At 63.6% G+C, this 25,138-nt stretch carries 23 protein-coding genes; 8 read left to right on the top strand and 15 right to left on the bottom strand.

The window, feature by feature from the left end:
* Nucleotides 1-64: 64 nt before the first annotated feature.
* Nucleotides 65-454 (bottom strand): hypothetical protein, encoded by a 390-nt coding sequence (locus QBK88_RS07375; RefSeq protein ID WP_277961530.1) that lies wholly within the window; start codon nucleotides 452-454, stop codon nucleotides 65-67.
* Between the two features lie 150 nt (nucleotides 455-604).
* On the opposite strand from QBK88_RS07375, the gene QBK88_RS07370 reads away from it, so the two are divergent.
* Together QBK88_RS07370 and QBK88_RS07365 are read left to right on the top strand one after the other, a co-directional pair.
* Nucleotides 605-796, top strand: a complete 192-nt coding sequence (locus tag QBK88_RS07370) for a cation transporter (RefSeq protein ID WP_277961529.1) — start codon at nucleotides 605-607, stop codon at nucleotides 794-796.
* 83 nt (nucleotides 797-879) lie between these two features.
* Complete coding sequence (locus QBK88_RS07365; protein ID WP_277961528.1) at nucleotides 880-2,064, top strand: multidrug effflux MFS transporter; 1,185 nt, start codon at nucleotides 880-882, stop codon at nucleotides 2,062-2,064.
* Here the strand turns inward: QBK88_RS07365 and QBK88_RS07360 are convergent.
* The gene (locus tag QBK88_RS07360) at nucleotides 2,058-2,237 is read right to left on the bottom strand and encodes a hypothetical protein (RefSeq protein WP_158157907.1); all 180 of its coding nucleotides are present in this window, start codon (nucleotides 2,235-2,237) and stop codon (nucleotides 2,058-2,060) included. The genes QBK88_RS07365 and QBK88_RS07360 overlap by 7 nt on opposite strands.
* 115 nt (nucleotides 2,238-2,352) lie before the next feature.
* Nucleotides 2,353-3,366 (bottom strand): zinc-binding alcohol dehydrogenase family protein, encoded by a 1,014-nt coding sequence (locus tag QBK88_RS07355; protein ID WP_277961527.1) that lies wholly within the window; start codon nucleotides 3,364-3,366, stop codon nucleotides 2,353-2,355.
* A 109-nt stretch (nucleotides 3,367-3,475) separates the two neighbouring features.
* Here QBK88_RS07355 and QBK88_RS07350 point away from each other — a divergent pair, with 109 nt between their 5' ends.
* The 3 genes from QBK88_RS07350 to QBK88_RS07340 all read left to right on the top strand — a co-directional run bounded on the left by QBK88_RS07350 (nucleotide 3,476) and on the right by QBK88_RS07340 (nucleotide 7,093).
* Nucleotides 3,476-4,390, top strand: a complete 915-nt coding sequence (locus tag QBK88_RS07350; RefSeq protein WP_268145792.1) for a LysR family transcriptional regulator — start codon at nucleotides 3,476-3,478, stop codon at nucleotides 4,388-4,390.
* A gap of 482 nt (nucleotides 4,391-4,872) precedes the next feature.
* On the top strand, nucleotides 4,873-5,589 hold the full coding sequence (locus QBK88_RS07345) for an ArsR/SmtB family transcription factor (RefSeq protein ID WP_277961526.1): 717 nt from the start codon (nucleotides 4,873-4,875) through the stop codon (nucleotides 5,587-5,589).
* A 133-nt stretch (nucleotides 5,590-5,722) separates the two neighbouring features.
* Nucleotides 5,723-7,093 carry an MFS transporter gene (locus tag QBK88_RS07340; RefSeq protein ID WP_277961525.1) on the top strand — a complete coding sequence of 457 codons (1,371 nt, stop codon included), beginning with the start codon at nucleotides 5,723-5,725 and terminating at the stop codon, nucleotides 7,091-7,093.
* Nucleotides 7,094-7,154: 61 nt separating this feature from the next.
* Here QBK88_RS07340 and QBK88_RS07335 read toward each other — a convergent pair whose 3' ends face one another.
* The 3 genes from QBK88_RS07335 to QBK88_RS07325 form a co-directional block, all read right to left on the bottom strand.
* On the bottom strand, nucleotides 7,155-8,108 hold the full coding sequence (locus QBK88_RS07335; RefSeq protein WP_277961524.1) for an adenosine deaminase: 954 nt from the start codon (nucleotides 8,106-8,108) through the stop codon (nucleotides 7,155-7,157).
* 78 nt (nucleotides 8,109-8,186) lie between these two features.
* Entirely contained in the window at nucleotides 8,187-9,095 is a 909-nt protein-coding gene (locus QBK88_RS07330; RefSeq protein ID WP_277961669.1) for a 2-oxoglutarate and iron-dependent oxygenase domain-containing protein, read from the bottom strand.
* A 105-nt stretch (nucleotides 9,096-9,200) separates the two neighbouring features.
* Nucleotides 9,201-10,283: a BMP family ABC transporter substrate-binding protein gene (locus tag QBK88_RS07325; protein WP_277961523.1), complete on the bottom strand. Its 1,083-nt coding sequence runs from the start codon at nucleotides 10,281-10,283 to the stop codon at nucleotides 9,201-9,203.
* Between the two features lie 272 nt (nucleotides 10,284-10,555).
* On the opposite strand from QBK88_RS07325, the gene QBK88_RS07320 reads away from it, so the two are divergent.
* A complete protein-coding gene (locus QBK88_RS07320; protein WP_277961522.1) occupies nucleotides 10,556-11,644 on the top strand; it encodes a calcium:proton antiporter in 1,089 nt (362 codons plus the stop codon).
* A 33-nt stretch (nucleotides 11,645-11,677) separates the two neighbouring features.
* On the opposite strand, the gene QBK88_RS07315 is transcribed toward QBK88_RS07320, so the two are convergent.
* The 9 genes from QBK88_RS07315 to QBK88_RS07275 all read right to left on the bottom strand — a co-directional run bounded on the left by QBK88_RS07315 (nucleotide 11,678) and on the right by QBK88_RS07275 (nucleotide 21,821).
* Nucleotides 11,678-13,036, bottom strand: coding sequence for an 8-oxoguanine deaminase (locus tag QBK88_RS07315; RefSeq protein ID WP_277961521.1), 1,359 nt, complete (start codon nucleotides 13,034-13,036; stop codon nucleotides 11,678-11,680).
* A gap of 91 nt (nucleotides 13,037-13,127) precedes the next feature.
* Nucleotides 13,128-13,808: an SDR family oxidoreductase gene (locus QBK88_RS07310; protein WP_277961520.1), complete on the bottom strand. Its 681-nt coding sequence runs from the start codon at nucleotides 13,806-13,808 to the stop codon at nucleotides 13,128-13,130.
* Nucleotides 13,809-13,890: 82 nt separating this feature from the next.
* On the bottom strand, nucleotides 13,891-14,817 hold the full coding sequence (locus QBK88_RS07305) for an ABC transporter permease (protein ID WP_277961519.1): 927 nt from the start codon (nucleotides 14,815-14,817) through the stop codon (nucleotides 13,891-13,893).
* A complete protein-coding gene (locus QBK88_RS07300; RefSeq protein WP_277961518.1) occupies nucleotides 14,817-15,920 on the bottom strand; it encodes an ABC transporter permease in 1,104 nt (367 codons plus the stop codon). The genes QBK88_RS07305 and QBK88_RS07300 overlap by 1 nt, the downstream gene beginning before the upstream one ends.
* 11 nt (nucleotides 15,921-15,931) lie before the next feature.
* On the bottom strand, nucleotides 15,932-17,479 hold the full coding sequence (locus QBK88_RS07295) for an ABC transporter ATP-binding protein (protein ID WP_277961517.1): 1,548 nt from the start codon (nucleotides 17,477-17,479) through the stop codon (nucleotides 15,932-15,934).
* A gap of 486 nt (nucleotides 17,480-17,965) precedes the next feature.
* Nucleotides 17,966-18,559 carry an IMPACT family protein gene (locus QBK88_RS07290; protein WP_277961516.1) on the bottom strand — a complete coding sequence of 198 codons (594 nt, stop codon included), beginning with the start codon at nucleotides 18,557-18,559 and terminating at the stop codon, nucleotides 17,966-17,968.
* 23 nt (nucleotides 18,560-18,582) lie between these two features.
* Entirely contained in the window at nucleotides 18,583-19,245 is a 663-nt protein-coding gene (locus tag QBK88_RS07285; RefSeq protein ID WP_158158265.1) for a TetR/AcrR family transcriptional regulator, read from the bottom strand.
* 89 nt (nucleotides 19,246-19,334) lie between these two features.
* On the bottom strand, nucleotides 19,335-20,726 hold the full coding sequence (locus QBK88_RS07280; protein ID WP_277961515.1) for a nucleobase:cation symporter-2 family protein: 1,392 nt from the start codon (nucleotides 20,724-20,726) through the stop codon (nucleotides 19,335-19,337).
* 177 nt (nucleotides 20,727-20,903) lie between these two features.
* Complete coding sequence (locus tag QBK88_RS07275; protein WP_268145779.1) at nucleotides 20,904-21,821, bottom strand: LysR family transcriptional regulator; 918 nt, start codon at nucleotides 21,819-21,821, stop codon at nucleotides 20,904-20,906.
* Nucleotides 21,822-21,931: 110 nt separating this feature from the next.
* Between QBK88_RS07275 and QBK88_RS07270 the strand changes: the two genes are divergently transcribed.
* Together QBK88_RS07270 and QBK88_RS07265 are read left to right on the top strand one after the other, a co-directional pair.
* Entirely contained in the window at nucleotides 21,932-23,278 is a 1,347-nt protein-coding gene (locus tag QBK88_RS07270) for an aspartate aminotransferase family protein (protein WP_277961514.1), read from the top strand.
* 60 nt (nucleotides 23,279-23,338) lie between these two features.
* Entirely contained in the window at nucleotides 23,339-24,832 is a 1,494-nt protein-coding gene (locus QBK88_RS07265) for a CoA-acylating methylmalonate-semialdehyde dehydrogenase (protein ID WP_277961513.1), read from the top strand.
* Nucleotides 24,833-25,138 lie beyond the last annotated feature (306 nt).

Below are 25,138 nucleotides of genomic sequence, written 5' to 3'. Positions count from 1 at the left end.
GAAGGTCCTCCTTGGCAGAGGACCTTAGAATCAACCTTGCCACCTTGGCAAGGTCAAGCGCCGTTCAGTACTGGTCTGGCGGCGCGAGCTTGAGGTACATGCCATTGGGGCCATTGGCAATGCGGTATTTCTGCACCTGCCCGGCACGCAAGTCGATGGCCGTGGCATTGGGGGCCGGCAGGCCGGGCGCGCAGCCAGGCGCCTGTCCCGGCTCCTGCATCAGACGCACCACCACCTTGCCGGGCGGCAGGTTGAAGGACACTTCCTGCTCCTGAAACAGGCGGCCGACCTTGTTGTCACCGATATAGATGCCCAGCTCGCAAGGGGTGCCGACTTCCAGGCGTTCACGGGAAACGATCAGCACGCTGTAATCTTGAACGCTCTCGGCCTGGGCCCAGAGTGACAGGGTGGTCAACCCCAGGATGCCCATCAGGCGGAAAAGGGACCTGCGCATGGCGCGTTGCTCCTGCTGTATGAATCATCGATGCCCCAGCTTGGCGGAGCCAGCCGCTAATTTCCAGCCCGGCAGGTAACGGCAGAACTTGACCTTGTCATGATGGCAAGGTTGAAGCTATACCTTCATCTCGTCTCAGGAGGCATCAGCATGCAAGAGTTCAACGTTCAAGGCATGACCTGCGGGCACTGCGTCAAGGCCGTCACCCATGCCGTGCAGGCTCTCGACCCGGCGGCGGTAATAGAAGTCGACCTGGCAGGCGCCAAGGTGCGCGTGGAAAGCCAGCAACCGGCTGCCGTGATTGCCGAGGCAATCAAGGAAGAAGGCTATAGCGTGAGCTGAGCGGCATAGGGTCGCGCTTTTCGCGCTGAGGGGCCAGAACAGGTAAACTGCAACGTTGCCCTCAAGGCTGTACTGGACCCTCAATGAACTTCAGAACCATCCTCATTCTCGGCGCGCTCAGCGCATTCGGGCCGCTGGCCATCGACTTCTACCTGCCGGGCTTCCCGGCCATGGCCAAGGCATTCGGTACCGATGAGCAGCACGTTCAACTGACCCTGGCGGCCTATTTCCTCGGCCTGTCCATCGGCCAGTTGGCCTACGGTCCCATCGCCGACCGTTTCGGCCGCAGGGTACCGCTGCTGTCGGGTGTGGCGCTGTTTACCCTGGCGTCCCTGGCCTGCGCCTTTGCCCCCAACCTGGACGCGCTGATCGCGGCACGTTTCATTCAGGCCCTGGGTGGCTGCGCCGGCATGGTGCTGTCGCGCGCCATTGTCAGCGACAAGTGCGACGCGGTGGGGTCGGCCAAAGTGTTTTCCCAGTTGATGCTGGTGATGGGCCTGGCGCCAATTCTGGCGCCAATGCTCGGTGGCCTGCTGGTGAACACCTGGGGCTGGCAATGGATCTTCGGCCTGCTGACGCTGTTCAGCGCCCTGTGTGGGGTGGCGGTATTCCGAGGCCTGCCGGAAAGCATGCCGGCACATCACCCGCGCCAACCATTGAGTGGGGCACTGGGGCAATACGTGCGTCTGCTCAAGGAGCCGATGTTCCTGGGCAATGCCCTGACCGGTGGCATCGCCATGGCCGGCATGTTTGCCTACGTGGCGGGTTCGCCATTCGTCTTCATCAAACTGTATGGGGTGCCCGCCGAGCATTACGGTTGGCTGTTCGGGAGCAACGCCGCGGGCTTCATCCTGGTGGCCCAGGTGAATGCGCGCATGCTGGCCAAGCGCGGCCCGGTTTACCTGCTGACGCGGGCGGTGTGGGTCTACCTGGCGGCGGCCTTGTGCCTGCTGGCGGTCAGCGCGATGCACCCCGCTGCGCTATGGCCATTGCTGGTTCCACTGTTCATCTGTATCGCCAGCCTCGGCTGCATCATTCCCAACGCTTCGGCCTGCGCCATGAATGGCCAGGGCGCGCGCGCCGGCAGCGCTTCGGCGCTGCTGGGTTGCCTGCAGTTCAGCGTGGCGGCCGGCTCCGCATCCCTGGTCGGCGCGCTCTACGACGGCAGCGCCATTCCGATGGCACTGGTGATCAGCGGCTGTGGCCTGCTGGCCGTGGTGTTGTCACAGGTGACGCAGTGGGTACGACGTTCGCGCCAGGCTCACTGAGCCACGCGCTGTTGGCGGTAGGGTAGCCGGTGCGGCGCGGCGAGGCGCGATTCCAGGGTCTGGATGAACGCCCGGGCTTCGGCCTCGCTGCGAAAGGTCACCACATGCTGGTCCAGGCGTACTTGCCAGTGGCTGCCATGTTCCCTGGCGAGTTCCGTAAGCACTATCTTCATGGCTGATTCCTCCGGGGGTCAGAGGCCTCAAGTGTAGCGCTGCCCACCGACCCCGGGTTGACCCATGGCAACCTTTGGTCTGACGGTCATGCTGGCGCATCACCGTCGGTCAGGTTCAGAACCCTTCCAGCACGATCTTGCCACGGGCCTTGCCGCTTTCCAGCAGGGCGTGGGCGCGCTTCAGGTTGGCCGCCTCGATACGGCCGAAGTGCTCGCCTACGGTGGTGCGCAAGGTACCGGCGTCGACCAGGTCGGCCACGCGGTCAAGCAAGTGGTGCTGTTCGATCATGTCGGGCGTCTCGAACAGCGAACGGGTGTACATGAACTCCCAGTGCAACGACAGGCTTTTGCGCTTGAGCAAGCTCACGTCGAGGCTCTTGGGGTCGTCGATCAGCGCCAGGCGGCCCTGGGGTGCCAACGCTTCCACCAGCTCAGCCAGGTGCTGGTCGGTCTGGGTCAGGCTTGCAACGTGGGTGACCGGCCCCAGGCCCAGGCGCTTGAGCTCGGCACTCAACGGTTGGCTGTGGTCGATGACGTGGTGGGCGCCGAGGTCGCGCACCCATTGCTGGGTTTGCGGCCGCGAGGCGGTGCCGATCACGGTCAGGCCAGTGAGCTGGCGCGCCAGTTGCGTCAGGATAGACCCCACGCCGCCAGCGGCACCCACGATCAGCAGGCTCTGGCCTTCGCTGGCGCTGCCCTCGGCTACCTGCAGGCGTTCGAACAGCAATTCCCAGGCGGTGATGGCGGTGAGTGGCAACGCGGCCGCGTCGGCGAAGCCGAGGCTGGCTGGCATGTGCCCAACGATGCGCTCGTCCACCACATGCAGTTCGCTGTTGCCCCCGGCGCGGGCGATGGAGCCGGCGTAATACACGCGGTCACCGGGTTTGAACAGGCTGACCTGGGCCCCCACGGCTTGCACGATACCGGCCACGTCCCAGCCCAGCACCTTGGCCGCGCCCTGCTCTGGCGCAGCGTTCTGCCGCACTTTGGTGTCCACGGGGTTCACCGAGATGGCCTTGACCTCCACGAGCAGGTCACGGGGGCCGGGTTGCGGGGCGGGCAGGTCAACGTCCTGCAACGCGGCGGGGTCGTTGATAGGCAGGCAGGCGTAGTAGGCAATGGCTTTCATGTGTAGCTCCGGACGGGCGTGAAAACAGTGCGCCCATGATTGGCTATTTCCAGGCAAGGTAAAACCCGCTAAAACCCCAATCTCTTTCAACATTTTTTTGATAATGACCATGCTCCGATTTGATGACCTGCAACTCTTCGTGCGTGCCGCCGACCTCGGAAGCCTCTCGGCCGCGGCTCGGGGCATGGACCTGTCGCCCGCGGTCGCCAGCGCGGCGCTCAAGCGTATCGAGGCGCAGTTGGGCGCCCGCCTGCTGGCGCGTTCCACGCGCAGCCTGCGCCTGACCGCCGAAGGCGAGGGCTTTCTGGAGTACGCACGCACCGCCTTGGCCAGCCTGGAAGAAGGCCGCCAGGTGCTGGCGCGCGGCCAGGAACAGCCGGGCGGCCTCATTCAACTGTCGGCACCCTCGGATTTTGGCCGCAACGTGCTGCTGCCTTGGCTGGATGATCTGCAGCAGCGATACCCGGACTTGTCGGTGCGCCTGCTGCTGGGGGACCGAATCGCCGATCTGTTCCGCCAGCCCGTGGACCTTGCCTTGCGTTACGGCGAGCCCGAGGACTCCAGCCTGGTGGCACTGCCGGTCAGCCCCGACAACCGCCGGGTGCTGTGCGCATCACCGGGCTACCTGGCGGCCCATGGCCGGCCGCGCCAGGTGGAACAGTTGGCGCAGCACAATTGCCTGCTGTTCATGCTGGGTGGGCGTGTGCATGAGCATTGGCGTTTCGGCGATGGCCGCCGCGAAGTGGGTCTGACGGTTCGTGGCGATCGGTTCAGCGACGACGCCGATGTGGTGCGGCGCTGGGCATTGGCGGGCATGGGCATCGCCTACAAGTCCTGGCTGGACGTGGCCAATGACGTCATGGCGGGCCGCCTCGAAGTGGTCATGCCGCACTTGGCCGGCGAAAGAACCCCCCTGAACCTGTTGTGTGCCCACCGGGCTCAACTGAGCAAATCAGTCAAGGTATTACACGAAAGAGTCAGAAAAGGGTGTACCGAACTGTCCAAAGATTATCCTGGCGCGTAGTTCACTACAGACTTGTTCTGCCAGTTTTTTTAACGTTGGTTGTAGGTATTTACTCCCAGTGAACAAAGAGCGAGTAAATTCATTGGCTGTCAGGGCATTGATTCTTCTCGCTTGTGATCCGATCAAAGCAACTTTGAAAGTATTTATGACACCCTGTGCAGTTGCTCTCCTTGGGAAACCTTGCCGCCAGGCTGCCATCCTTTTGCCGCTCATGCGAACTTGAGCAAATTCGTACGCTTATAATCCCTAGGGCAGCCATTGCCACCGAGAGAGGACAGCCCTCGGCCGACCAAGCAGGTGGCCGGAACAAGCGCCCATAGGCGGGCTGTCTTGATCGGTCGATAGTGTTTGCTAACAATTGGTAAACATACCACGCTGAAGTTACCCGTTCCTGGCGTTTGTAACCTCTTTCGTTGGAGCTGTTTTAGTGGTCGCTGACCTCAGCGGCCGAATAGACGAATGTTTCGACAGGGAGTTATTACATGGAATATGCACCGAGCATCAGCCGTATCGCTTTGTTGCTTGCCGACCCCAAGCGCAGTGCGATGATCTGGGCGCTGATCGATGGCTCCGCGCGTGCGTCGGAAGAGTTGGCGACCTTGACCGGGTTGACGCCTTCTTCGGCCAGTGCCCATTTGGCACGTCTGGCGGCGGGCGGCTTGTTGAAACTGGAACCACGGGGGCGCAAGCGCTTTTTCAAGTTGGCCACGCCGCAGGTCGGCACGGCGGTGGAGGCATTGGCCAGTGTTTGTTCTGGCTGCGTCGACGGGCCGGGCGATCAAGTGCCAGTGGGCCTGCCCGTGGCTTCCCATGCCATGCGCAAGGCGCGTTTATGCCATGACCATCTGGGGGGCGAACTGGCGGTGGAGCTGTTCCAGCGCTTTCTGGATGCCGGCTGGGTGGAGCAGCACGACCAACGCGTAGAGGTCACTCAAAAGGGCGTGCAGCAGTTGGCGCGCCACGGTATCTACATTCAAGCGCTGGCAAGCCCCCTGGAGCGTGCCGCGTGCCCCTGCAGTGACTGGAGCAACGCCAGGCCCCATATAGGGGGGCCCTTGGGCGCCAGCCTGCTGACGTTGTTCCTGCAGTCTGGCTGGCTGCGCACCAGTGATGAGTCACGCCTGTTGCACCTGAGCCAGGCCGGCTTGCGGGAAATCGGCAGAATCGCCCAGGAGAGCGAGCGGCCCGAAGTAGTCTAGCCCGCAGGGGGACGCCTTCGGCCCAGCGCTGTCGGCGTCGTTTACAGGGGGAGCGGCGTCGCTGTCAGACATAGGCAGCCCGGTCATTCCCGCACACTCGTGGCACGGCTCACTGCTAGCGAGGAACACGCCTATGCCCATCCACGGTTTCACCGCGGCGGAGCGCCTGGAGCGGCTGCCCGTCAGTGGTTACCACCGCCTGATCTTCGTCGTCATCGCGCTCGCGTTTCTGTTCGATTCCATGGACCTGGCCATGATGACGTTCCTGTTGGGTTCGATCAAAGCCGAGTTCGGCCTGACCAGCGCCCAGGCAGGCGTGCTGGCCAGTTCCAGCTTTTTCGGCATGGTACTGGGGGCTTCGCTGTCCGGCATGCTGGCCGACCGTTTCGGGCGCAAGCCGGTGTTCCAATGGAGCATCGTGCTCTGGGGGGTGGCCAGCTACCTGTGCTCCACGGCGCAGGAACTGGAAACGCTGACATTGTTTCGGGTGCTGTTGGGTATTGGCATGGGCATGGAATTCCCGATTGCCCAGTCGATGCTGTCTGAACTGATTCCGGCCCGCGAACGGGGCCGCTATATCGCGCTGATGGATGGCTTCTGGCCGTTGGGGTTCGTGGCCGCCGGGGTGCTTTCCTATTGCCTGTTGCCGTTGATTGGCTGGCGCGCCATTTTCCTGGTGCTGGCGATACCGGCAGTGTTCGTGCTGGCGGTTCGCTTCTTCATTCCCGAGTCGCCACGCTGGCTGGAGCACTCGGGCCAGCATGCGGAGGCGGACAAGGTGCTGACGGGTATCGAGGCTCGGGTGCAGCGTTCGCTGGGCGGTGCGCCGTTGCCTGAACCTGTGGCCATGGCACGGCAGGCCGCGGCACCGACGGGTTTTTTCGCAGCCTTCGGGGCGCTGTGGTCACCGGTTTATCGCCAGCGCACGTTGATGATCTGGAGCCTGTGGTTCTTTGCGTTGCTGGGGTTCTATGGCCTGACGTCCTGGCTGGGGGCCCTGTTGCAGCAATCGGGGTTCGCGGTAACCCAGTCGGTGTATTACACCGTGCTGATTTCCCTGGGCGGGATACCGGGTTTTCTGATGGCGGCCTGGCTGGTAGAGCGCTGGGGGCGCAAGCCGACCTGCGTGCTGACCTTGCTGGGCGGGGGTGCCATGGCGTTCGTGTATGGGCAGAGCGCAGTATTTGGCGGCAACGTGGGCTTGCTGATTGCGTCGGGGCTGCTGATGCAGTTCTTTCTGTTCGGGATGTGGGCGGTGCTGTACACCTACACGCCTGAGCTGTACCCCACGTCATCGCGGGCTACCGGTTCGGGGTTTGCGTCGGCGATCGGCCGCGTGGGCTCGCTGTTGGGGCCGATGGTGACGGGGCTGGTATTTCCGTTGACGGGGCAAGGCGGGGTGTTTGCCCTGGGGGCATTGTGCTTCGCCGTGGCGGCGCTGGTGGTGTGGTTGTTCGGGGTGGAAACCCGGGGGCGCACGCTGGAAGAACTGACCCAGCCTTGAATCGCTATTCCCGAGCTTCGCCCGGTCCTGCCTGAATCTGCAGGACCGGGCGCCGCACTGCTTACGGCTTGACCAGCCGCGCATCCAGGCTGTTCTGCGCCAGGCGTCTGGCCTGGTCCTGGGTCATGCCCAAGTCGGTGTACAGCGCGTGGAAGTTCTCGGTCACGTAGCCGCCGAAGTAGGCCGGGTCATCGGAGTTGACCGTCACCTTCACGCCGCGCTCCAGCATGTCGAGGATGTTGTGCTGGCTCATGTGGTCGAACACGCACAGCTTGGTGTTGGACAGCGGGCACACGGTGAGCGGGATCTGCTCGTCGATGATGCGCTGCATCAGGCGTTCGTCCTCGATGGCGCGCACGCCGTGGTCGATCCGCTGGATCTTGAGCAGGTCCAGGGCTTCCCAGATGTACTCGGGCGGGCCTTCTTCGCCGGCGTGGGCCACGGTCAGGAAGCCTTCGCCACGGGCGCGGTCGAACACGCGCTTGAACTTGCTGGGCGGGTGGCCCATTTCCGAGCTGTCCAGGCCCACGGCCACGAACGCGTCACGGAATGGCAGCGCCTGGTCCAGGGTTTTCTCGGCTTCTTCCTCGCTCAGGTGGCGCAGGAAGCTGAGGATCAGACCGCTGCTGACGCCCAGTTGCTGGTGGCCATCTTTCAGGGCCTGGGTGATGCCGTTCAGTACCACTTCGAACGCGATGCCGCGGTCGGTGTGGGTCTGCGGGTCGAAGAACGGCTCGGTGTGAATCACGTTCTGCGCCTTGCAGCGCTGCAGGTACGCCCAGGTCAAGTCGTAGAAGTCCTGCTCGGTGCGCAGTACATCGGCGCCCTGGTAGTACAGGTCGAGGAATTCCTGCAGGTTGTTGAACGCGTAGGCGCCGCGCAGGGCTTCCACGTCATTCCAGGGCAGGGCGATCTTGTTGCGTTCGGCCAGGGCGAACAGCAGCTCGGGCTCCAGGGAACCTTCCAGGTGAAGGTGCAGTTCTGCCTTGGGCAGGGCGTTGAGCCAATCGTACATAAAGGTGTCTCTTGAAGTGCAATGGGCCGCATTCTACAGAGGTTATCGCCCGCATGAGCGATAACCTGACCAGCCGGTTCAGATCACCTCGGCCTGTTCGCGCCGGTAGGCATAGGTATCGGCGAAGCGTGACAGCAGAAATTCTGCGCAGGTGGTGGGCGGGTATTTCGCCGGGCGGCTGATGTCCTGGCAGCCTGGCAGGCATTCGATGCGGGTGTCGGGGTGCGGTTCGGCGAAGAACGGCATGGAGTAGCGGTCCACGCCCAGGGGGCTGATCACCCGGTGGGGGGTGGACACGTACTGGTCGTTGCTCCAGCGCGCCATCATGTCGCCGAGGTTGACCACGAAGGTGCCCTCGATGGGCGGCGCGTCGATCCACTGGCCGTCCACATTGCGCACCTGCAGGCCACCGGCGCTGTCCTGGTACAGCAAGGTGATGCAGCCATAGTCGGTATGAGCGCCGGCGCCTTGCTGATCAGCGGAACTGGCGGTCTGGCGTGGCGGGTAGTGGATCATGCGCAGCACGCTCACCGGGTCCTTGAAGCGCTGGTCGAAGAAATCTTCCTCGATATCCAGCGCCAGGGCGATGGCACGCAGCAGGGTTTGCGCCAGCGCTTGCATGTCGCGGTAATGCCCCTCCATCAGGGCCTGCCAGCCCGGCAGTTCAGGGTGGCGGTTGGGGCCGCGCAGCGGCTTGCCGGCGAGCACGTCCGGGTGCTCGGCGGCCAGGTGCAGTCCCATGTCGAAGGTTTCCTTGAGGTCGCTGGGCCGCTCGGGGTCCAGCTGCTCAGTGGCGATGGCGCCATAACCGCGGTGGTGGCGGGTCTGGGTGATGTCGATGCTCAGCTTGTCTGCCAGGGGCAGGGCGAAGAACGCCTGGGCGGCGCTTTGCAACTGGCCGATGCGTTCGGCGCTGATCGGGTGGCCCTTAATGTAGAAAAAGCCCCAGTGCCGGCAGGCATGGTCGATGGCGTTGGCCACCGTCAGCCAGCCCTGGCGATCAGCCTAGTACAGGGGCGCGATGTCGATGATCGGAAGTGATTCCATCAGCAGTGTCCTGTGGGGCCGCCATGGGGGCGGCCCGTTGCATTGTTATTGTGGCAACTTGGCGCTCAGGCCTTCGACGTAGTAGTTCATGCCCGCCAGGTCGGCGATGCTGGCCGAACTGCCCGCCGGGATCTTCACGGTGCCGGCCTGGTCCTTGATGGGCCCGGTAAATGGCTGGAACTCGCCGCTCTTGATGCTGGCGATGAGTTTTTCCGCTTCGGCCTTCACGTCGGCCGGGACAATGTCGCTGATCGGCAACTCGACGGTGCCGTCCTTCAGGCCGCCCCAGTAGTCCTCGGATTTCCAGGTGTGGTCAAGCACATGCTGGGTGGTCTGGGTGTAATAAGGTGTCCAGTTGTTGACGATGGAGGTCAGCACCGCCTTCGGCCCGAAGTGAGCCATGTCCGAAGCGTAGCCAACGGCATAAACCCCACGGCGCTCGGCGGTCTGGATCGGTGCCGGGCTATCGGTGTGCTGGAAGATCACGTCGGCGCCCTGGTCGATCAGGGCGTTGGCGGCGTCGGACTCCTTGCCTGGGTCGAACCAGGAGTTGACCCACACCACTTTCAGTTCGGTCCCAGGGTTGTACTTGTTCAAGGCCAGTTGAATGGCGTCGATGTCGCGGATCACTTCAGGGATAGGGAAGGAGGCGACGTAGCCGATCTTCCTGGTCTTGGTCATCTTCGCCGCCAGGAAGCCGCCCACGTAGCGCCCTTCATAGGTGCGCGCCAGGTAGGTGCCCAGGTTCTTGCCCTGCTTGTAGCCAGTGGCGTGCTCGAAGACCACGTTTGGAAATTGCTGGGCGACCTTGGCGGTGGGGTTCATGTAGCCGAATGAGGTGCTGAAGATCAGGTCGTACTTGTCCTTGGCCATGTTGCGGATCACCCGCTCGGCGTCGGCGCCTTCCGGTACGTTTTCCACATAGCTGGTGCTGATCTTGTCGCCCATCTGCGCCACCAGTTGCTGGCGCGCCAGTTCGTGCTGGTAGGTCCAGCCGTGGTCGCCAATGGGGCCCACGTAGACAAATCCGATTTTCAGCGGGTCGGCGGCGCTGGCGGTCAGGCTGGTCGCCAGGCCAACGGCGGCGGCGAGGGTGGCCAACAGCGTCTTCAACGGGCGTTTTTGCATGTGTGTTCGAGCTCCATGTTGTTGTGGTGTGGAACGGCTCGAAGGGCAATGCAAATAATTGACCAACAGGACAACATTGTTGGCATTTGCAGGGGGCGGGCTTGCCGTAACGCTTCTGGCCTCGACAGTGCGCTGGCAAGCCAGCTGCCGCGGGTTGCGCGGCGCTCCCACTTCGGTGCAGGGGCCTGGGAACTGCTTTGTGCTGGTGCGGGGGAAACCATCTGCCCCGGTCTACAGTCACTAGCTCAACGGTTGAAACGCTGAGCGCCCTGATGCTGACTTTATTCAAGCAAGAGAAATACCTGCTGCTGGCGTTGATCGTCACGTGCGCGGCCTACCCGCTGGAGCCGCAATTGGTTGGCCATGGCCACGGTATCGCCTTGCTGGCGGGCGTGGTGCTGGTGGCGGCGATCGTCTGCGCCTCGGTGCAAGTGGCCCAGCACGCGGAACTGCTGGCCGAGAAGGTCGGCGACCCCTACGGCACCATGATCCTGACCCTGTCGGCCGTGTTGGTGGAAGTGGTGATCCTGGCGATCATGATGAGCAACGAAGCCTCGCCGACGCTTGTGCGCGACACCATTTATTCGGCCGTGATGCTGGACATCAACGGCATTCTCGGACTGTCGGCGCTGATGGGCGGCATCAAGCATGGCGAACAGGTCTACAACGATGATTCGGCGCGTTCCTATGGGGTCATGATCATGACCGCCATGGGCGTGTCCATGGTGGTGCCCGAGTTCATCCCCCACGGTGACTGGAAGCTGTATTCGGGTTTCACCATTTTCGCCACCGTGATGCTCTACACCTTGTTCCTGCGCATGCAGGTGGGGCCGCACAGTTATTTTTTCAGCTACAGCTACCCGAAAAAGAAGCGCCGGCAAAACGACGGGACACAGGCGCCTGCGGTTAACCTGCCGCTGTCAGTCGGCACGCTGGTGTTCGGGGTGCTGGTAATCGGCGCCTTGGCCGAGGTGATGTCCAAGACCCTGGACTACGGCCTGGAAGGCAGCGGCGCACCGCCGGTGTTGATGGCCATCATCGTCGCGGCCATCTCGGCGGCCCCGGAAATTCTGACCGCCCTGCGCGCGGCCCTGGCCAACCGCATGCAGTCCACGGTGAACGTGGCGCTGGGGGCCTCGTTGTCGACCGTGATTCTGACGGTGCCGGTGATGGAGGCCATGGCCTTGTACACCGGCCAGCCGTTCCAGATGGCCATGACCCCGGTGCAGACGGTGATGGTGGCGCTGACCTTGATCGTCAGCGCCATCAACCTCAACGACGGCGAAACCAACGCCATCGAAGGCATGACCCACTTCGTGCTGTTCGCTACCTTCATCATGCTGGCGTGCCTGGGGCTGTAAATCTTGTTCGCCAGCCACCTGGACTCCATGGGGTCACAGGGGGGTGACAAGAGCCCTGGCCGCCTGGCGGTGGTCAGCGATCAGGCCCTGCATGTCCAGCCCTTCCACCTGGCCGTCGACCACCCGCCACTGGCCGCCCACCATCACCCGGTCGGCCTTGTCGGCACCGCACAGCAACAAGGCGCTCAACGGTTCATGGCTGCCGGAGAAGCGCAGCTCATCCAGCTTGAACAGTGCCAGGTCGGCCTGCTTGCCCACCGCCAGTTCGCCGATGTCATCGCGGCCCAGCAGCCGCGCCGAGCCACGTGTTGCCCAGCCCAGTACCTTTTCCGGGGTAATGGCCTTGGCGCCATAGCGCAACCGTTGCAGGTACAAGGCCTGGCGGGCTTCCAGGATCATGTTCGACGCATCATTGGACGCCGAGCCATCCACGCCCAGCCCGACAGGCGCGCCGGCGGCCAGCAGGTCTTCGGTGGGGCAGATGCCCGAGGCCAGGCGCATGTTGGAAGTGGGGCAGTGGCAGATGCCGGTACCGGCGGCGCCCAGGCGGGCGATTTCATCGGGGTTGAAGTGAATGCCGTGGGCCAGCCAGGTGCGTGGGCCCAGCCAGCCGACGCTGTCCAGGTAGTCCACCGTGCGCAGGCCGAAGCGTTGCAGGCAGAAGTCTTCTTCGTCCAGGGTTTCGGCCAGGTGCGTGTGCAGGCGCACATCCAGCTGTTCGGCCATGGTAGCGCTGGCGCGCATGATCTGGGGCGTGACCGAAAACGGTGAGCAAGGCGCCAGGGCTATCTGAATACGGGCACCGGGGCCGCGCTGATGGTAGCGCTCAACCAGCCGCTGGCTGTCGGCCAGAATCACTTCGCCCTGCTGCACGGTCTGTTGCGGCGGCAGGCCGCCGTCGGCCTCGCCCAGGCTCATGGAACCGCGGGTCAGCATGGCGCGCATGCCCAGCTCGCGTACCACTTCCACCTGCACGTCGATGGCCTGTTCCAGCCCGTCGGGGAACAGGTAGTGGTGGTCGGCCGCCGTGGTGCAGCCTGACAGGAGCAGTTCGGCCAGGGCCACTTTGCTGGCCAGGGCCAGTTTTTCCGGGGTCAACCGCGCCCATACCGGGTACAGGGTTTTCAGCCAGGGGAACAACGGTTCGTTGACCACCGGCGCCCAGGCGCGGGTAAGGGTCTGGTAGAAATGATGGTGGGTGTTGATAAGTCCCGGCAGCACCACGTGTTCGCGGGCATCGAAGACCTGCTCGCACGGTTGCGCGGGTTGTTGCCCGGCGGCGAGCACTTCGCTGATCAGGCCGCCGTGCAGCACCAGGCCGCCGCGACCGTCGAGGTCATTGCCGGTGAACAGGGCCAGGGGGTTCTTGATCCAGATACGGGGTGCGGGCATGAGCCGGCTCCTCTGAAAGTACGTTGAGGTTAGCCAGCTCAGTGATTGCCCTGTCTGCTGATCCAGGGGCGCCGTCAGGCGCGTGGGCATACTACCAAGGGATGGTGTCGCCGCGATAGTTCACGAAGTGGTGGCCGCCCTTGCCGGCGTACGCGTTGACCTGGTCGATCAGGCCGCGGGTGCTGGTTTCCACATCCAGGTCGGCGCCTTCGCCGCCCATGTCGGTCTTCACCCAGCCCGGGTGCAGGCTGAGCACGGTCAGCGTGGTGTCGCCCAGGGTGCTGACGAAGGTGCTGGTCATGGAGTTCAGCGCTGCCTTGCTGGCTTTGTACAGTGCCAGGTCCGCGGCGTCGGGGATGGTCACGCTGCCCAGCACCGAACTCATGAAGGCGATCACGCCACCCTTGGGGTTTACCTGGCCGCTGAGGTGTCGCGCCAGGCGAATCGGCGCCACGGCGTTGGTGTAGAACAGCGCGCCGATGTCTTCCGGGCTGACCTTGTCCGCGCTCTGGTCGGCGGGGCCCTTGACCCCGGCGTTGACGAACAGCAGGTCGAAGGTCTCGCCCTTCAGCGTCTGGCTCAAGGCCGCCAGTTGCCCGGCATCATCCATGTCCAGTTTCTCGATGCGTACCCCGGGCACCGCGCGCAGGGCGTCGGCGGCGTGCAGGTTGCGCACCGTGGCGGTGACGTTCCAGCCGTCTTCCTGCAGGCGCTGCACCAGCCCCAGGCCCAGGCCGCGGGAAGCGCCGATGATCAATGCGTTCTTGCTCATGATTGAGGTTCCTTGGCAGGCAAAGAGCACCAGCATACCCCTACTGCTGGCGCTCTGTGGACCCTTGCAGGCGCGGCTAAACTCAATGCCCGGGCTGCCACGGCTGGCCCAGCGACACCGGGGCATACAGCCGGGTGCGTACCGCATCGCGTGACAGCAGCACCAGCACCACGATCGTCGCCACATACGGCAGCATCGCCAGCAGGTTGGAGGGAATCGACAGACCGATGCCTTGCGCCACCAGGTGCAGGATGCTGGCCAGGCCAAACAGATAAGCCCCCAGCAGCACCCGCCATACCCGCCAACTGGCGAACACCACCAGCGCCAGGGCGATCCAGCCACGGCCGGCGCTCATGTTCTCCGCCCACATGGGCGTGTAGGCCAGCGACAGGTAAGCCCCCGCCAGCCCCGCCATGGCCCCGCCGAACAACACCGCCAGGGTACGTACCCGCAGCACCGGCAGGCCCATGGCGCTGGCGGCGTCAGGGTTTTCGCCCACCGCCTGGACGATCAGCCCCACCCGGCTTTTGAGTACGACCCAGGCCACCAGCGCGAACAGGGCGAACGACAGGTACACCAGCACATCCTGGGTAAACAGCATGCGGCCCAGCAGCGGAATACTGCTGAGCACGGGGATGGCCACCGGTTCGAAACCGGTCAGCGGCTTGCCCACCCAGGGCGCGCCCACGAACGTCGACAGGCCCACGCCGAAGATGGTCAACGCCAGCCCCGTGGCCACCTGGTTGGCATTGAACACCAGCGCCACCAGGGCGAACAGTGAAGACAGCAGCATGCCGGCGACCATCGCCAGCACCACGCCCAGCCACAGGTTGCCGCTGCTGAAGGCGACGATGAAACCTACCACCGCGCCGAACAGCATCATGCCTTCCTGGCCCAGGTTGAGTACGCCGCTCTTCTCGCACACCAGTTCACCCAACGCCACCAACAGCAGCGGCGTGCCGCAGCGCACCATGGCGAAGAGAATATTGCTCAGCAGGTCGATATCCATCACAGCGCTCCAGCGGTTGCGACCGCAGCGGTACGGCGGGCCCAGCGCAGCTTCAGGCGGGGGCGATAAAGGATCAGCACGTCACAGGCCAGCAGAAAGAACAGCATCATGCCCTGGAACAACTGGGTAATGGCCTGGGGCAGGTTCATGGCCATCTGGGCGTTTTCGCCACCCAGGTATAGCAGGGCCATCAACAGGCTGGAGAACACAATGCCAATGGGGTTCAGGCGGCCCAGAAAGGCCACGGTGATGGCGGCGTAGCCGTAACCGGGTGAGACCTGGGGCACCAGCTGGCCAATGGGGCCGGTGACTTCGCACACACCGGCGAGCCCCGCCAGCGCACCGCTGATCAACAAGGCGAGCCACACCAGACGCTTTTCCCGAAAGCCGACGAAACCGGCGGCACGCTGGTCCAGGCCCAGGACCTTGATCTGAAAACCGACGAAGCTTTTTTGCAACAGTACCCACACCGCCACCAGTGCCAGCAGGGCGAAGTACAGCCCGGCGTGCAGGCGCCCGCCTTCGAATACCAGCGGCAGACGGCTGGCATCGCCGAACATGGCTGACTGCGGGAAGTTGAAGCCGGCCGGGTCGCGCAACGGACCGTGCACGAAATACAGCAACAGGTTCAGGGCGATGTAGTTGAGCATGATGCTGGTAAGGATTTCATTGGCGTTGAAATGGGTGCGCAACCAGGCCGTCAGCCCGGCCCACGCGGCCCCGGCCAGGGTGCCCGCCACTAGCACCATCACCAGGGCCCACCGGCTGTCCATGCCGATGATATTCACCGCCAGCGCGCTGCCGCCCAAGGCGCCGATCAGCAACTGGCCTTCGGCACCGATGTTCCAGATACGTGCCTGGTACGCCACGGCCAGGCCCAGGGCACACATCAGGATTGGCAAGGCCTTGACCAACAGTTCGCCGACGCCGTACAGGTCACTGACCGGTTCGATCAGCAAGGTGTGCAAGGTAGGCAGCGGCTCATGCCCCAAGGCAATGAACAGCAGCGAGCCGCACGCCAGGGTCAGCAGCGCGGCCAGCAGCGGTGAGCACCAGAGCATCAGGCGCGACTGCTGGCCGCGGGGTTCGAGGGAAAGCAACATGAAAGGCTCCGTTAACCGGCCAGGGCAGGCGTGGGGGTAGAGGTATCGGCAAAGCGCCCGGCCATCCAGCCGCCCAACTCCACCTGGGTAGTGGCGGCGGTGGCTTGCAAGGGGCTGAGGCGGCCGCCGCTGAGGGCGCCCAGGCGGTCGCTGATCTGGAACAGTTCGTCCAGGTCTTCGGAGATCACCAGGATCGCCGCGCCGGCATCACGCAGGGCAATCAGTGCGCGGTGAATGGTGGCGGCGGCGCCCACGTCCACGCCCCAGGTCGGGTGGGCGGCCACCAGCAATTTTGGCTGCTGGAGAATCTCGCGGCCCAGGATGAATTTCTGCAGGTTGCCGCCTGACAGGCTGCGGGCAGGGGCCTGGGCGTCAGGCGTTTTCACCGCGAAGCGGCGAATGATCTCGTCGGCCAGGGCCAGCACCTTGCGGGTGCGCACCATGCCCTTGGCTACCAGCCCTTGCTGGAAAGCAGTGAGAAGGGCGTTGTCGGCCAGGCTCATCTCCGGCACGGCACCATGGCCCAGGCGCTCGGCCGGCACGAAGGCCAACCCCTGGGCGCGGCGCTGGTCGGGGCGCAGGTGCCCCACGGGCTGGCCGGCGAACCGGATGCTGGCAGGCGCTGGCGCCCGCTGTTCACCGCTGAGCAGGGCCAGCAATTCATCCTGGCCGTTGCCAGCCACGCCGGCGATACCGACGATCTCGCCACTGTTCACCTGCAAGTCCAACTGGCGCAATGAACACCCGAACGGGTCGGGGTTGGTCCAGTCCAGTCCGGCCACCTGCAGGAACGGCGCACCGCCTTGCGCCTTCGGGTAATGCGCTACAAGGCCTTCGGCATCGCCCACCATCAGCCGCGCCAGTTCCAGGTCAGTGCAATCAGCGGGTACGCAATGGCCCGACACGCGCCCACCGCGCAGTACCGTGGCGCTGTGACACAAGGCGCGTACCTCGCCCAGTTTGTGGCTGATGAACAGAATGCTGCAGCCTTCGCTGGCCAGGCGGCGCAGGGTCACGAACAGATCGTCGGCTTCCTGGGGTGTCAGCACCGAGGTCGGTTCGTCGAGAATCAGCAAGCGAATGTCCTGCATCAAGCAACGCACGATCTCCACCCGCTGGCGCTCGCCGATGGACAGGCTGTGCACCAGCCGGTCCGGCTCAAGCGGCATGCCGTAACGCGCCGAGACTTCGCGAATGCGTGGCTCAAGTTGCGCCGGCGTCTGCCCCGGGCCCATGGCCAGGGCGATGTTCTGCGCCACGGTCAGGGTTTCGAACAGGGAAAAATGCTGGAACACCATGCCGATGCCCAATTGCCGGGCCTGGCCGGGGTTGCGCAGGTGCACGGGCTGGCCTTGCCACAGCACACTGCCGCTGTCGGCCTGGGTGACGCCGTAGATGATCTTCATCAGGGTGCTTTTGCCGGCACCGTTCTCGCCGAGCAGCGCACGAATCTCGCCCGGTTGCAGGCTCAGGTCGACCTGGTCGTTGGCCAGGCAGCCAGGGTAGCGCTTGGTGATGCCGCGCAGTTGCAGGCGCGGGGTGTTCGCAGGGTTGGGCATGACAGCCTCGGTTGCAAAGGGACGTGGCTGCATAAGCAATTTCCTGGCCAGGGGGTCAGGAAATGCTGGGCAGGGCCTCTGCGGCGTCTAGCGGGGTATTGCAGGGCACCAACGCTGGGCGGCACGGGGCAGGGTCGCCTCAGAAGGGTGCTGGTCAAAAAACGATCAATTGCCTGAAATGACGGCACAGCCAGCGGCTAGCGCAGGCTTGCACGGGTTATCCACAGATTGCTCCACCGTTTTTGTGCGAAACGTGGAAGGCGGGGTATAAGGCGGGAAGCAGTATCTTCGAATGGTGCTAACTGTGTATAAGTGGTTGATCCGGCGTTCATTTCGGCTGTGGACAAGCGGCATGATCAAAAAATGATCAATTCCCTGCAGGCCTTGTTCTGCAAGGGCTGGCGGGGCTTGCGCAGAGCTTATCCACAGCCGGGTGCACAGTAGATGTGGGCAACTCCGGTCCCAGCACTGCCAGTTCTGTGGGAGTCAGGGTGATTCGGTCGTTTCCAGCAAGATCCGCCCGCGGCTCAGGTCCGCTAGCTGCTGTTGCAACTGGGGCACACGCTCGCGCCCCAAGGCCAACTGCACATCCACCCCGTTGGCGGTGAAGTCTTCGCTCACCACCAACCCGTCCAGTTCCGCCACCCGCAACTTCACCAGCGCCAGCTCACTGAAAGCGCACGAACAATGCAATGGGATGCGGCTGACCAGCACGCGTTTCTCGGCCTGTTGCAGGCACTTGTTGGCACCGCCGCCATACGCCCTGGCCAAGCCGCCGGTGCCCAGCTGAATGCCGCCATACCAGCGAATCACCAGCACCACGACCTGGTCGCAGTCCTGCGCTTCAATGGCCGCCAATATCGGCCGCCCCGCGGTGCCGCCGGGTTCGCCGTCATCATTGCTGCGGTACTGTTCGCCCAGTTTCCATGCCCAGCAATTGTGGGTAGCGTCGGGCACGCTGTGCTGGTCGATGAACGCCTGGGCGTCGGCGACGCTGCCGATGGGGGCGGCGAGGGTGATGAAGCGGCTCTTGCGGATTTCTTCACGAAATTCGCAAGGGCCCAGCAGGGTAGAAGGCATTCAGGGCAGGTCCGCGCAGACAGTCATTGAACAGGGGTAAGGCCACAGCCTTTGAGGATTATACGGCTCAGTTGCTCGCCGGCTTCCTCGAAATCCTGTTTGGTCAGGCGCGTGCGCCCGGTGACACGGCAGATCTGCGTGGCGAAGTCGGCGTAGTGCTGGGTGCTGCCCCACAGCAGGAAGATCAGGTGCACGGGGTCCACGGGGTCCATCTTGCCAGCATCTATCCAGGCCTGGAACACCCCGGCACGACCCTGGAACCAGGCGCGGTAGTCCTGGTTGAAGTATTCGTTCAGGCAATGGCCGCCACTGATGATCTCCATGGCGAAAATGCGTGAGGCCTGGGGCTGGCGCCGGGAGAATTCCATCTTGGCGCGGATGTAGCGGGTCAGCGCCTGGGCCGGGTCATCGTCCACGGTGAGGGTGTTGAAGGTGCTGTCCCACAATTCCAGGATGTTGCTCAGCACCGCGATGTACAGGCCGAGCTTGTTGGTGAAGTAGTAATGCAGGTTGGCCTTGGGCAGCCCGGCGTTGAGGGCGATGGTGTTCATGCTGGTGCCCTTGAAGCCGTGTCGAGCGAACTCGTCCTCAGCGGCCTTGATGATGGTTTCTTCGTTTTTCTGACGGATACGGCTGGCGGGTTTGCCGGAGGCATGGGCGCTGTGTGCGGGGACATCAAGGGTCATGGGGCGGTTCCGAACAGATCGTGTGGGTGCATCATGGTGCGTTGATAACGCACCCACACGAATCAGACAAGGCCCGCGGGGGAAAACCTTCAAACGTGAGTTTCAACCGGCTCGCTTTCCATCCGCGGCGTGCTGGCCTCAGGCTTTCCCTCCGGCAGCAGCAGGCACATCACCAAGGCCGTGATGCCGCCACTGGTGATGGCCGAGTCGAACAGGTTCTGTACCAGCTTGGGCAGCAGGTGCAGCAGGGTCGGTTGCGCGGCCACGCCCAGGCCCACGCCGAACGAGGTAGCGATGATCAGCATGTTGCGCCGGTCCAGCGGGCCCTGGGCCAGAATGCGCACGCCAGCGGCCGCGACACTGCCGAACATCACCAGGGTAGCGCCGCCCAGTACCGGTTTGGGGATCTGCTGCAGCACCGCGCCGATCACCGGCACCAGGCCCAGCAGGAACAGGATCGCGCCGATGTACAGGCCAACGTAGCGGCTGGCCACGCCGGTAAGCTGGATCACGCCATTGTTCTGGGCAAAGGTGGTGTTGGGAAAGGCGCTGAAGGTCGCGGCCAGCATGCAGCTGATGCCGTCACCCAGCACACCGCCCTTGAGCCGGTTGATATAGCCGGGCCCGCTGATGGGCTGGCGTGAGAGCATGCAATTGGCGGTCAGGTCGCCCACGGTCTCGATGGTGCTGATCAGGTAGATCAGTGCCACCGGAAAGAAGGCTGCCCAGTCGAAATTGAAACCGAATTTGAAGGGTACCGGCAGGCTCACCAGCGGCAGGGCGGGCAGGGCCTGGGGCACCAGCTTGCCGCTGAACCAGGCGGCGATGCAGCCCACCGCCAGGCCGATGATGATCGCCGACAGCCGTACCCACGGCGTGCTGGAGCGGTTGAGCAAAATGATCACCAGCAACACGAACGCACCCAGCGCCAGGTTGCCGGGGGCGCCATAGTCCGGCGCGTTGAAGCCCCCGCCCAGGTCGGTCATGCCCACCTTGATCAGGCTGATGCCGATCAGGGTAATGACGATGCCGGTCACCAGCGGTGTGATCACCCGGCGCAACTGGCCGATGAAGCGGCTGAGCACGATCTGCACCGCCGCGCCGAAGAAGCACACACCGAAAATCATCGCCATGATGTCTTCCGGGCTGCCGCCACGTTGCTTGACCATGAACCCGGCGGACAACACAGCCCCGAGGAAGGCGAAGCTGGTGCCCTGCAGGCAGATCATCCCGGCACCGATACCGAAGGGCCGGCGGGCCTGAATGAAGGTACCGATGCCCGAGACCATCAACGCCATGCTGATCAGGTAGGGCAGGTGCTCGGTCAGGCCCAGGGCCGACCCGATGATCAACGGTGGGGTGATGATGCCCACGAAGCTGGCCAGCACATGCTGCAGCGCGGCGAGCACGGCGGCCATGGGGTTGGGGCGGTCGTTGAGGCCGTAGATCAGTTCGTTGGGCGACGATGATTCTGGTGACATGGGAGGCTCTCGGCACAGGGTCGTGTATCAGGTGACATTCCCTGTTGCAAAAAGCTGTCCAACTGCTCAGGTTTGAAATGTATGTTTGACCTGCAGCCCTTGCAGATCAATGGATTGACGGATTTTTATCATGCTGTGCCTTGAGGCCCGGCGGGTGCCCAATGCCCCCTGGGTGCACTAGCGTGTAGCCGCCAGACTCTCCAGAAAGCTTTCCAGCACCAAATGTGGGCGCCTGCCTTTGCGGGTGACCCAGGACAGGCTCAGGTCATAGAAACGCTCGGCGGGTTTCAAGGCGCGCAACCGGCCCTGTTGCACCCAGAAGCTGGCGTAGTGGTCGGGCAGGTAGCCAATGAAGCGTCCCGTCAGGATCAGAAACGCCATGCCTTCGCGGTCCGATGCACTGGCGGTGCAATGGAGCGCCTGGTAATGGGCCTGGATCTGCGCAGGCAAGCGGAAGGTCGGGGCGATGGCGTCCTGCTGGTTCAGGCGCTCATCGTCCAGTTCGGCATCGGCGGCATAGAACAGCGGGTGGCCGACAGCGCAGTACAGCAGCGAACGCTCGCTGTACAGCGGGGCGTACTCCAACCCCGACAGCGGACTGGCCTGGGGTACCACGCCCACGTGCAGGCTGCCGTCCAACACCCCTTGTTCCACCTGGCTGGGGGCGATCATGCGGATCTGGATGCGCACGTCGGGGCCGCGGTCCTTGAGCTGGGCCAGCGCGTGGGTAATGCGCATGTGCGGCAGCGTGACCAGGTTATCGGTCAGGCCGATGTTCAACTCACCGCGCAGGTGCTGGTGCAGGCCATTCACTTCGGTGCGGAAACTCTCGATGGCGCTCAACAGTTGCAGCGCCGAGTGGTACACCTCGCGGCCTTCCTCGGTCAGGGAAAAACCGGCACGGCCACGTTGGCACAAGCGCAGGCCAAGGCGCTGCTCCAGGTCGCTCATCTGCTGGCTGATCGCCGAGCGGCCAATGCCCAGCACGTTCTCGGCGGCAGAGAAACCACCGCATTCCACCACGCTGCGGTAAATCTTCAGCAGGCGAATATCGAAATCGCTGACCTGCGCCAGGGGATCGGGACGTCGGCTCATAGTTTAGTCATCGCCTAACCAAAGATTAGAAGAGTTGGGTTTTTCAGACTTTAGCGCCGTGACAACGTAGCTGCAACAACGCCCCTCAACACTCGATCGAGGTTTGCACGATGAACATGCCGGAAACCGCGCCTAACGGAATCGCCAGTCAGTTGAAGCTGGACGCCCACTGGATGCCCTACACCGCGAACAGAAGCTTCCAGCGCGACCCGCGAATCATCGTGGCAGCCGAGGGCAGTTACCTCACCGACGACAAGGGCCGCAAGATCTACGACAGCCTGTCGGGCCTGTGGACCTGTGGCGCTGGCCACACCCGCAAGGAAATTCAGGAAGCCGTGGCCCGCCAGTTGGGTGTGCTCGACTACTCGCCAGCCTTCCAATACGGCCATCCGTTGTCGTTCCAGCTGGCCGAGAAAATCACCGAGTTGACCCCGGGTGAACTGAACCACGTGTTCTACACCAACTCCGGCTCCGAGTGCTGCGACACTGCGGTCAAGATCGTGCGCGCCTACTGGCGCCTGAAAGGCCAGGCCACCAAGACCAAGCTGATCGGCCGCGCCCGCGGCTACCACGGCGTGAACATCGCCGGCACCAGCCTGGGCGGCGTCAATGGCAACCGCAAAATGTTCGGCCAATTGATGGACGTCGACCACCTGCCGCACACTGTGCTGGCCGCCAACGCCTTCTCCAAGGGCGCCCCCGAGCAAGGCGGTATCGCCCTGGCCGATGAGCTGCTGAAACTGATCGAACTGCACGACGCCTCGAACATCGGCGCTGTCATCGTCGAGCCCATGGCCGGTTCCGCCGGTGTACTGCCACCACCGGTTGGCTACCTCAAGCGCCTGCGCGAAATCTGCACCCAGCACAACATTCTGCTGATCTTCGATGAAGTCATCACCGGCTTCGGGCGTACCGGCAACATGTTCGGTGCCGATACCTTCGGCGTCACCCCGGACCTGATGTGCATCGCCAAGCAAGTCACCAACGGCGCCATCCCCATGGGTGCGGTGATCGCCAGCACCGAGATCTACCAGACCTTCATGAACCAGCCCACCCCTGAGTACGCCGTGGAATTCCCCCACGGTTACACCTACTCGGCGCACCCGGTGGCCTGCGCCGCTGGCCTGGCCGCGCTGGACCTGCTGCAAAAGGAAAACCTGGTGCAACAGGCCGCCGAACTGGCACCGCACTTCGAGCAGGTTTTGCACGGCATCAAGGGCAGCAAGCACGTGGTCGACATCCGCAACTTCGGCCTGGCCGGCGCCATTCAACTGGCCCCGCGTGACGGCGACGCCATCGTGCGCCCCTACGAGGCCTCGATGAAGCTGTGGCAAGCCGGCTTCTACGTACGCTTCGGCGGTGACACCTTGCAGTTCGGGCCTACCTTCAACGCCAAGGCCCAGGACCTGGATCGCCTGTTCGACGCGGTTGGCCAGGCCGTCAACGCCATCGACTGATCCTTCTATATAAGAAGAGCGGGCCTACCCGCTCTTCAGCGCATTCCTCAGGAGTCCTACATGAGCAGCATTCAGCACCTGATCAATGGTGACCTGGTTTCCGGCGGCGACCGCACCGCCGACGTCTACAACCCGTCCACCGGCCAGGTTATCCACAAGCTCCAGCTCGCCGACCTGCAAACCGTGCAGCAGGCCATCGATTCGGCCAAGGCTGCCTTCCCGGCGTGGCGCAATACCCCACCGGCCAAGCGTGCCCAGGTGATGTTCCGCTTCAAGCAGTTGCTGGAGCAGAACGAAGGGAAAATCTCGCAGTTGATCAGTGAAGAACACGGTAAGACCCTGGAAGACGCCGCCGGCGAACTGAAACGCGGCATCGAGAACGTCGAATACGCCAGCGCGGCCCCGGAAATCCTCAAGGGCGAGTACAGCCGCAACGTAGGGCCGAACATCGACGCCTGGTCCGACTTCCAGCCCCTGGGCGTGGTCGCCGGCATCACTCCGTTCAACTTCCCGGCCATGGTGCCGTTGTGGATGTACCCACTGGCCATCGCCTGCGGTAACTGCTTCATCCTCAAACCGTCGGAGCGCGACCCAAGCTCCACGCTGTTCATTGCCCAACTGCTGCTGGAAGCAGGCCTGCCCGCGGGCGTGCTGAACGTGGTGCACGGCGACAAGGTAGCGGTAGACGCGCTGATCCAGGCACCGGAAGTCAAAGCCCTGAGCTTCGTGGGCTCCACGCCGATTGCCGAGTACATCTACAGCGAAGGCACCAAGCGCGGCAAACGCGTGCAGGCACTGGGCGGTGCGAAGAACCACGCCGTGCTGATGCCCGACGCCGACCTGGACAATGCCGTCAGCGCGCTGATGGGCGCAGCTTATGGTTCGTGCGGCGAACGCTGCATGGCCATCTCGGTGGCCGTGTGCGTGGGTGACCAGGTGGCTGACGCCCTGGTGGCCAAGCTGGTACCGCAGATCAAGGCGCTGAAGATTGGCGCTGGCACGTCATGTGGCCTGGACATGGGCCCCCTTGTCACCGGCCAGGCCCGTGACAAGGTCGCCGGTTACGTCGAAGACGGCGTCCAGGCAGGCGCCAAACTGGTGGTCGATGGCCGTAGCCTGGTGGTACCGGGTAATGAAGACGGGTTCTTCCTGGGCGGCTGCCTGTTCGATAACGTCACCCCGGAGATGCGCATCTATAAGGAAGAGATCTTCGGCCCGGTGTTGTGCATCGTCCGGGTGAACAGCCTGGAAGCGGCGATGACGCTGATCAATGACCACGAATACGGCAACGGCACCTGCATCTTTACCCGTGACGGTGAAGCGGCGCGGTTGTTCTGTGACGAGATCGAGGTAGGCATGGTGGGCGTGAACGTGCCACTGCCGGTACCGGTGGCTTACCACAGCTTTGGCGGGTGGAAGCGGTCGTTGTTTGGTGACTTGCATGCGTATGGCCCGGACGGGGTGCGGTTCTACACCCGGCGCAAAGCGATCACCCAGCGCTGGCCGCAGCGGGCCAGCCATGAGGCTTCGCAGTTTGCGTTTCCTAGCCTGTAGCGTGGGGTGACGGGAAAGGAGGGGCGGGCCGGTAGGCCTGCCCTTTTTGGTTTTTGGAGGGATGGAGGCTGCATGTCTGGAGATTGCATGAAGGCCACCAGGCGCATGTCTCGGGCTTTCTGGCGCCCTTGAGATCGAGCGCCGCCCGCGCGGCGCTTCCCGGGCAAGCCCGGTCCCACATTTGTTTCGGGCCAATTATGTCTGTGGCATTACCTGTTCCGCCTTGTTTGTACACTGGAGATTTGTAGCGAACAAACAAGGCGGCCCAGGTAATGCCACAGACATAACTGGCCCGAAACAGATGTA

It is taken from the genome of Pseudomonas sp. RIT-To-2, assembly GCF_029623465.1.
Classification (GTDB): domain Bacteria; phylum Pseudomonadota; class Gammaproteobacteria; order Pseudomonadales; family Pseudomonadaceae; genus Aquipseudomonas; species Aquipseudomonas silvicola.
The sequence above is the reverse complement of the archived record's forward strand: the minus strand, read 5'-3'. Positions and strand labels throughout refer to the sequence as shown.

What these genes read in the sequence shown, in the direction of transcription:
- QBK88_RS07305 (WP_277961519.1), bottom strand. Translation starts at nt 14,817, where the DNA reads ATGGATATCGACCTGCTGAGCAATATTCTCTTCGCCATGGTGCGCTGC.
- QBK88_RS07275 (WP_268145779.1), bottom strand. Translation starts at nt 21,821, where the DNA reads ATGAGCCGACGTCCCGATCCCCTGGCGCAGGTCAGCGATTTCGATATT.
- QBK88_RS07335 (WP_277961524.1), bottom strand. Translation starts at nt 8,108, where the DNA reads ATGTACGATTGGCTCAACGCCCTGCCCAAGGCAGAACTGCACCTTCAC.
- QBK88_RS07280 (WP_277961515.1), bottom strand. Translation starts at nt 20,726, where the DNA reads ATGTCACCAGAATCATCGTCGCCCAACGAACTGATCTACGGCCTCAAC.
- QBK88_RS07370 (WP_277961529.1), top strand. Translation starts at nt 605, where the DNA reads ATGCAAGAGTTCAACGTTCAAGGCATGACCTGCGGGCACTGCGTCAAG.
- QBK88_RS07375 (WP_277961530.1), bottom strand. Translation starts at nt 454, where the DNA reads ATGCGCAGGTCCCTTTTCCGCCTGATGGGCATCCTGGGGTTGACCACC.
- QBK88_RS07295 (WP_277961517.1), bottom strand. Translation starts at nt 17,479, where the DNA reads ATGCCCAACCCTGCGAACACCCCGCGCCTGCAACTGCGCGGCATCACC.
- QBK88_RS07270 (WP_277961514.1), top strand. Translation starts at nt 21,932, where the DNA reads ATGAACATGCCGGAAACCGCGCCTAACGGAATCGCCAGTCAGTTGAAG.
- QBK88_RS07350 (WP_268145792.1), top strand. Translation starts at nt 3,476, where the DNA reads ATGCTCCGATTTGATGACCTGCAACTCTTCGTGCGTGCCGCCGACCTC.
- QBK88_RS07315 (WP_277961521.1), bottom strand. Translation starts at nt 13,036, where the DNA reads ATGCCCGCACCCCGTATCTGGATCAAGAACCCCCTGGCCCTGTTCACC.
- QBK88_RS07365 (WP_277961528.1), top strand. Translation starts at nt 880, where the DNA reads ATGAACTTCAGAACCATCCTCATTCTCGGCGCGCTCAGCGCATTCGGG.
- QBK88_RS07345 (WP_277961526.1), top strand. Translation starts at nt 4,873, where the DNA reads ATGGAATATGCACCGAGCATCAGCCGTATCGCTTTGTTGCTTGCCGAC.
- QBK88_RS07265 (WP_277961513.1), top strand. Translation starts at nt 23,339, where the DNA reads ATGAGCAGCATTCAGCACCTGATCAATGGTGACCTGGTTTCCGGCGGC.
- QBK88_RS07320 (WP_277961522.1), top strand. Translation starts at nt 10,556, where the DNA reads ATGCTGACTTTATTCAAGCAAGAGAAATACCTGCTGCTGGCGTTGATC.
- QBK88_RS07355 (WP_277961527.1), bottom strand. Translation starts at nt 3,366, where the DNA reads ATGAAAGCCATTGCCTACTACGCCTGCCTGCCTATCAACGACCCCGCC.
- QBK88_RS07310 (WP_277961520.1), bottom strand. Translation starts at nt 13,808, where the DNA reads ATGAGCAAGAACGCATTGATCATCGGCGCTTCCCGCGGCCTGGGCCTG.
- QBK88_RS07360 (WP_158157907.1), bottom strand. Translation starts at nt 2,237, where the DNA reads ATGAAGATAGTGCTTACGGAACTCGCCAGGGAACATGGCAGCCACTGG.
- QBK88_RS07300 (WP_277961518.1), bottom strand. Translation starts at nt 15,920, where the DNA reads ATGTTGCTTTCCCTCGAACCCCGCGGCCAGCAGTCGCGCCTGATGCTC.
- QBK88_RS07290 (WP_277961516.1), bottom strand. Translation starts at nt 18,559, where the DNA reads ATGCCTTCTACCCTGCTGGGCCCTTGCGAATTTCGTGAAGAAATCCGC.
- QBK88_RS07285 (WP_158158265.1), bottom strand. Translation starts at nt 19,245, where the DNA reads ATGACCCTTGATGTCCCCGCACACAGCGCCCATGCCTCCGGCAAACCC.
- QBK88_RS07340 (WP_277961525.1), top strand. Translation starts at nt 5,723, where the DNA reads ATGCCCATCCACGGTTTCACCGCGGCGGAGCGCCTGGAGCGGCTGCCC.
- QBK88_RS07325 (WP_277961523.1), bottom strand. Translation starts at nt 10,283, where the DNA reads ATGCAAAAACGCCCGTTGAAGACGCTGTTGGCCACCCTCGCCGCCGCC.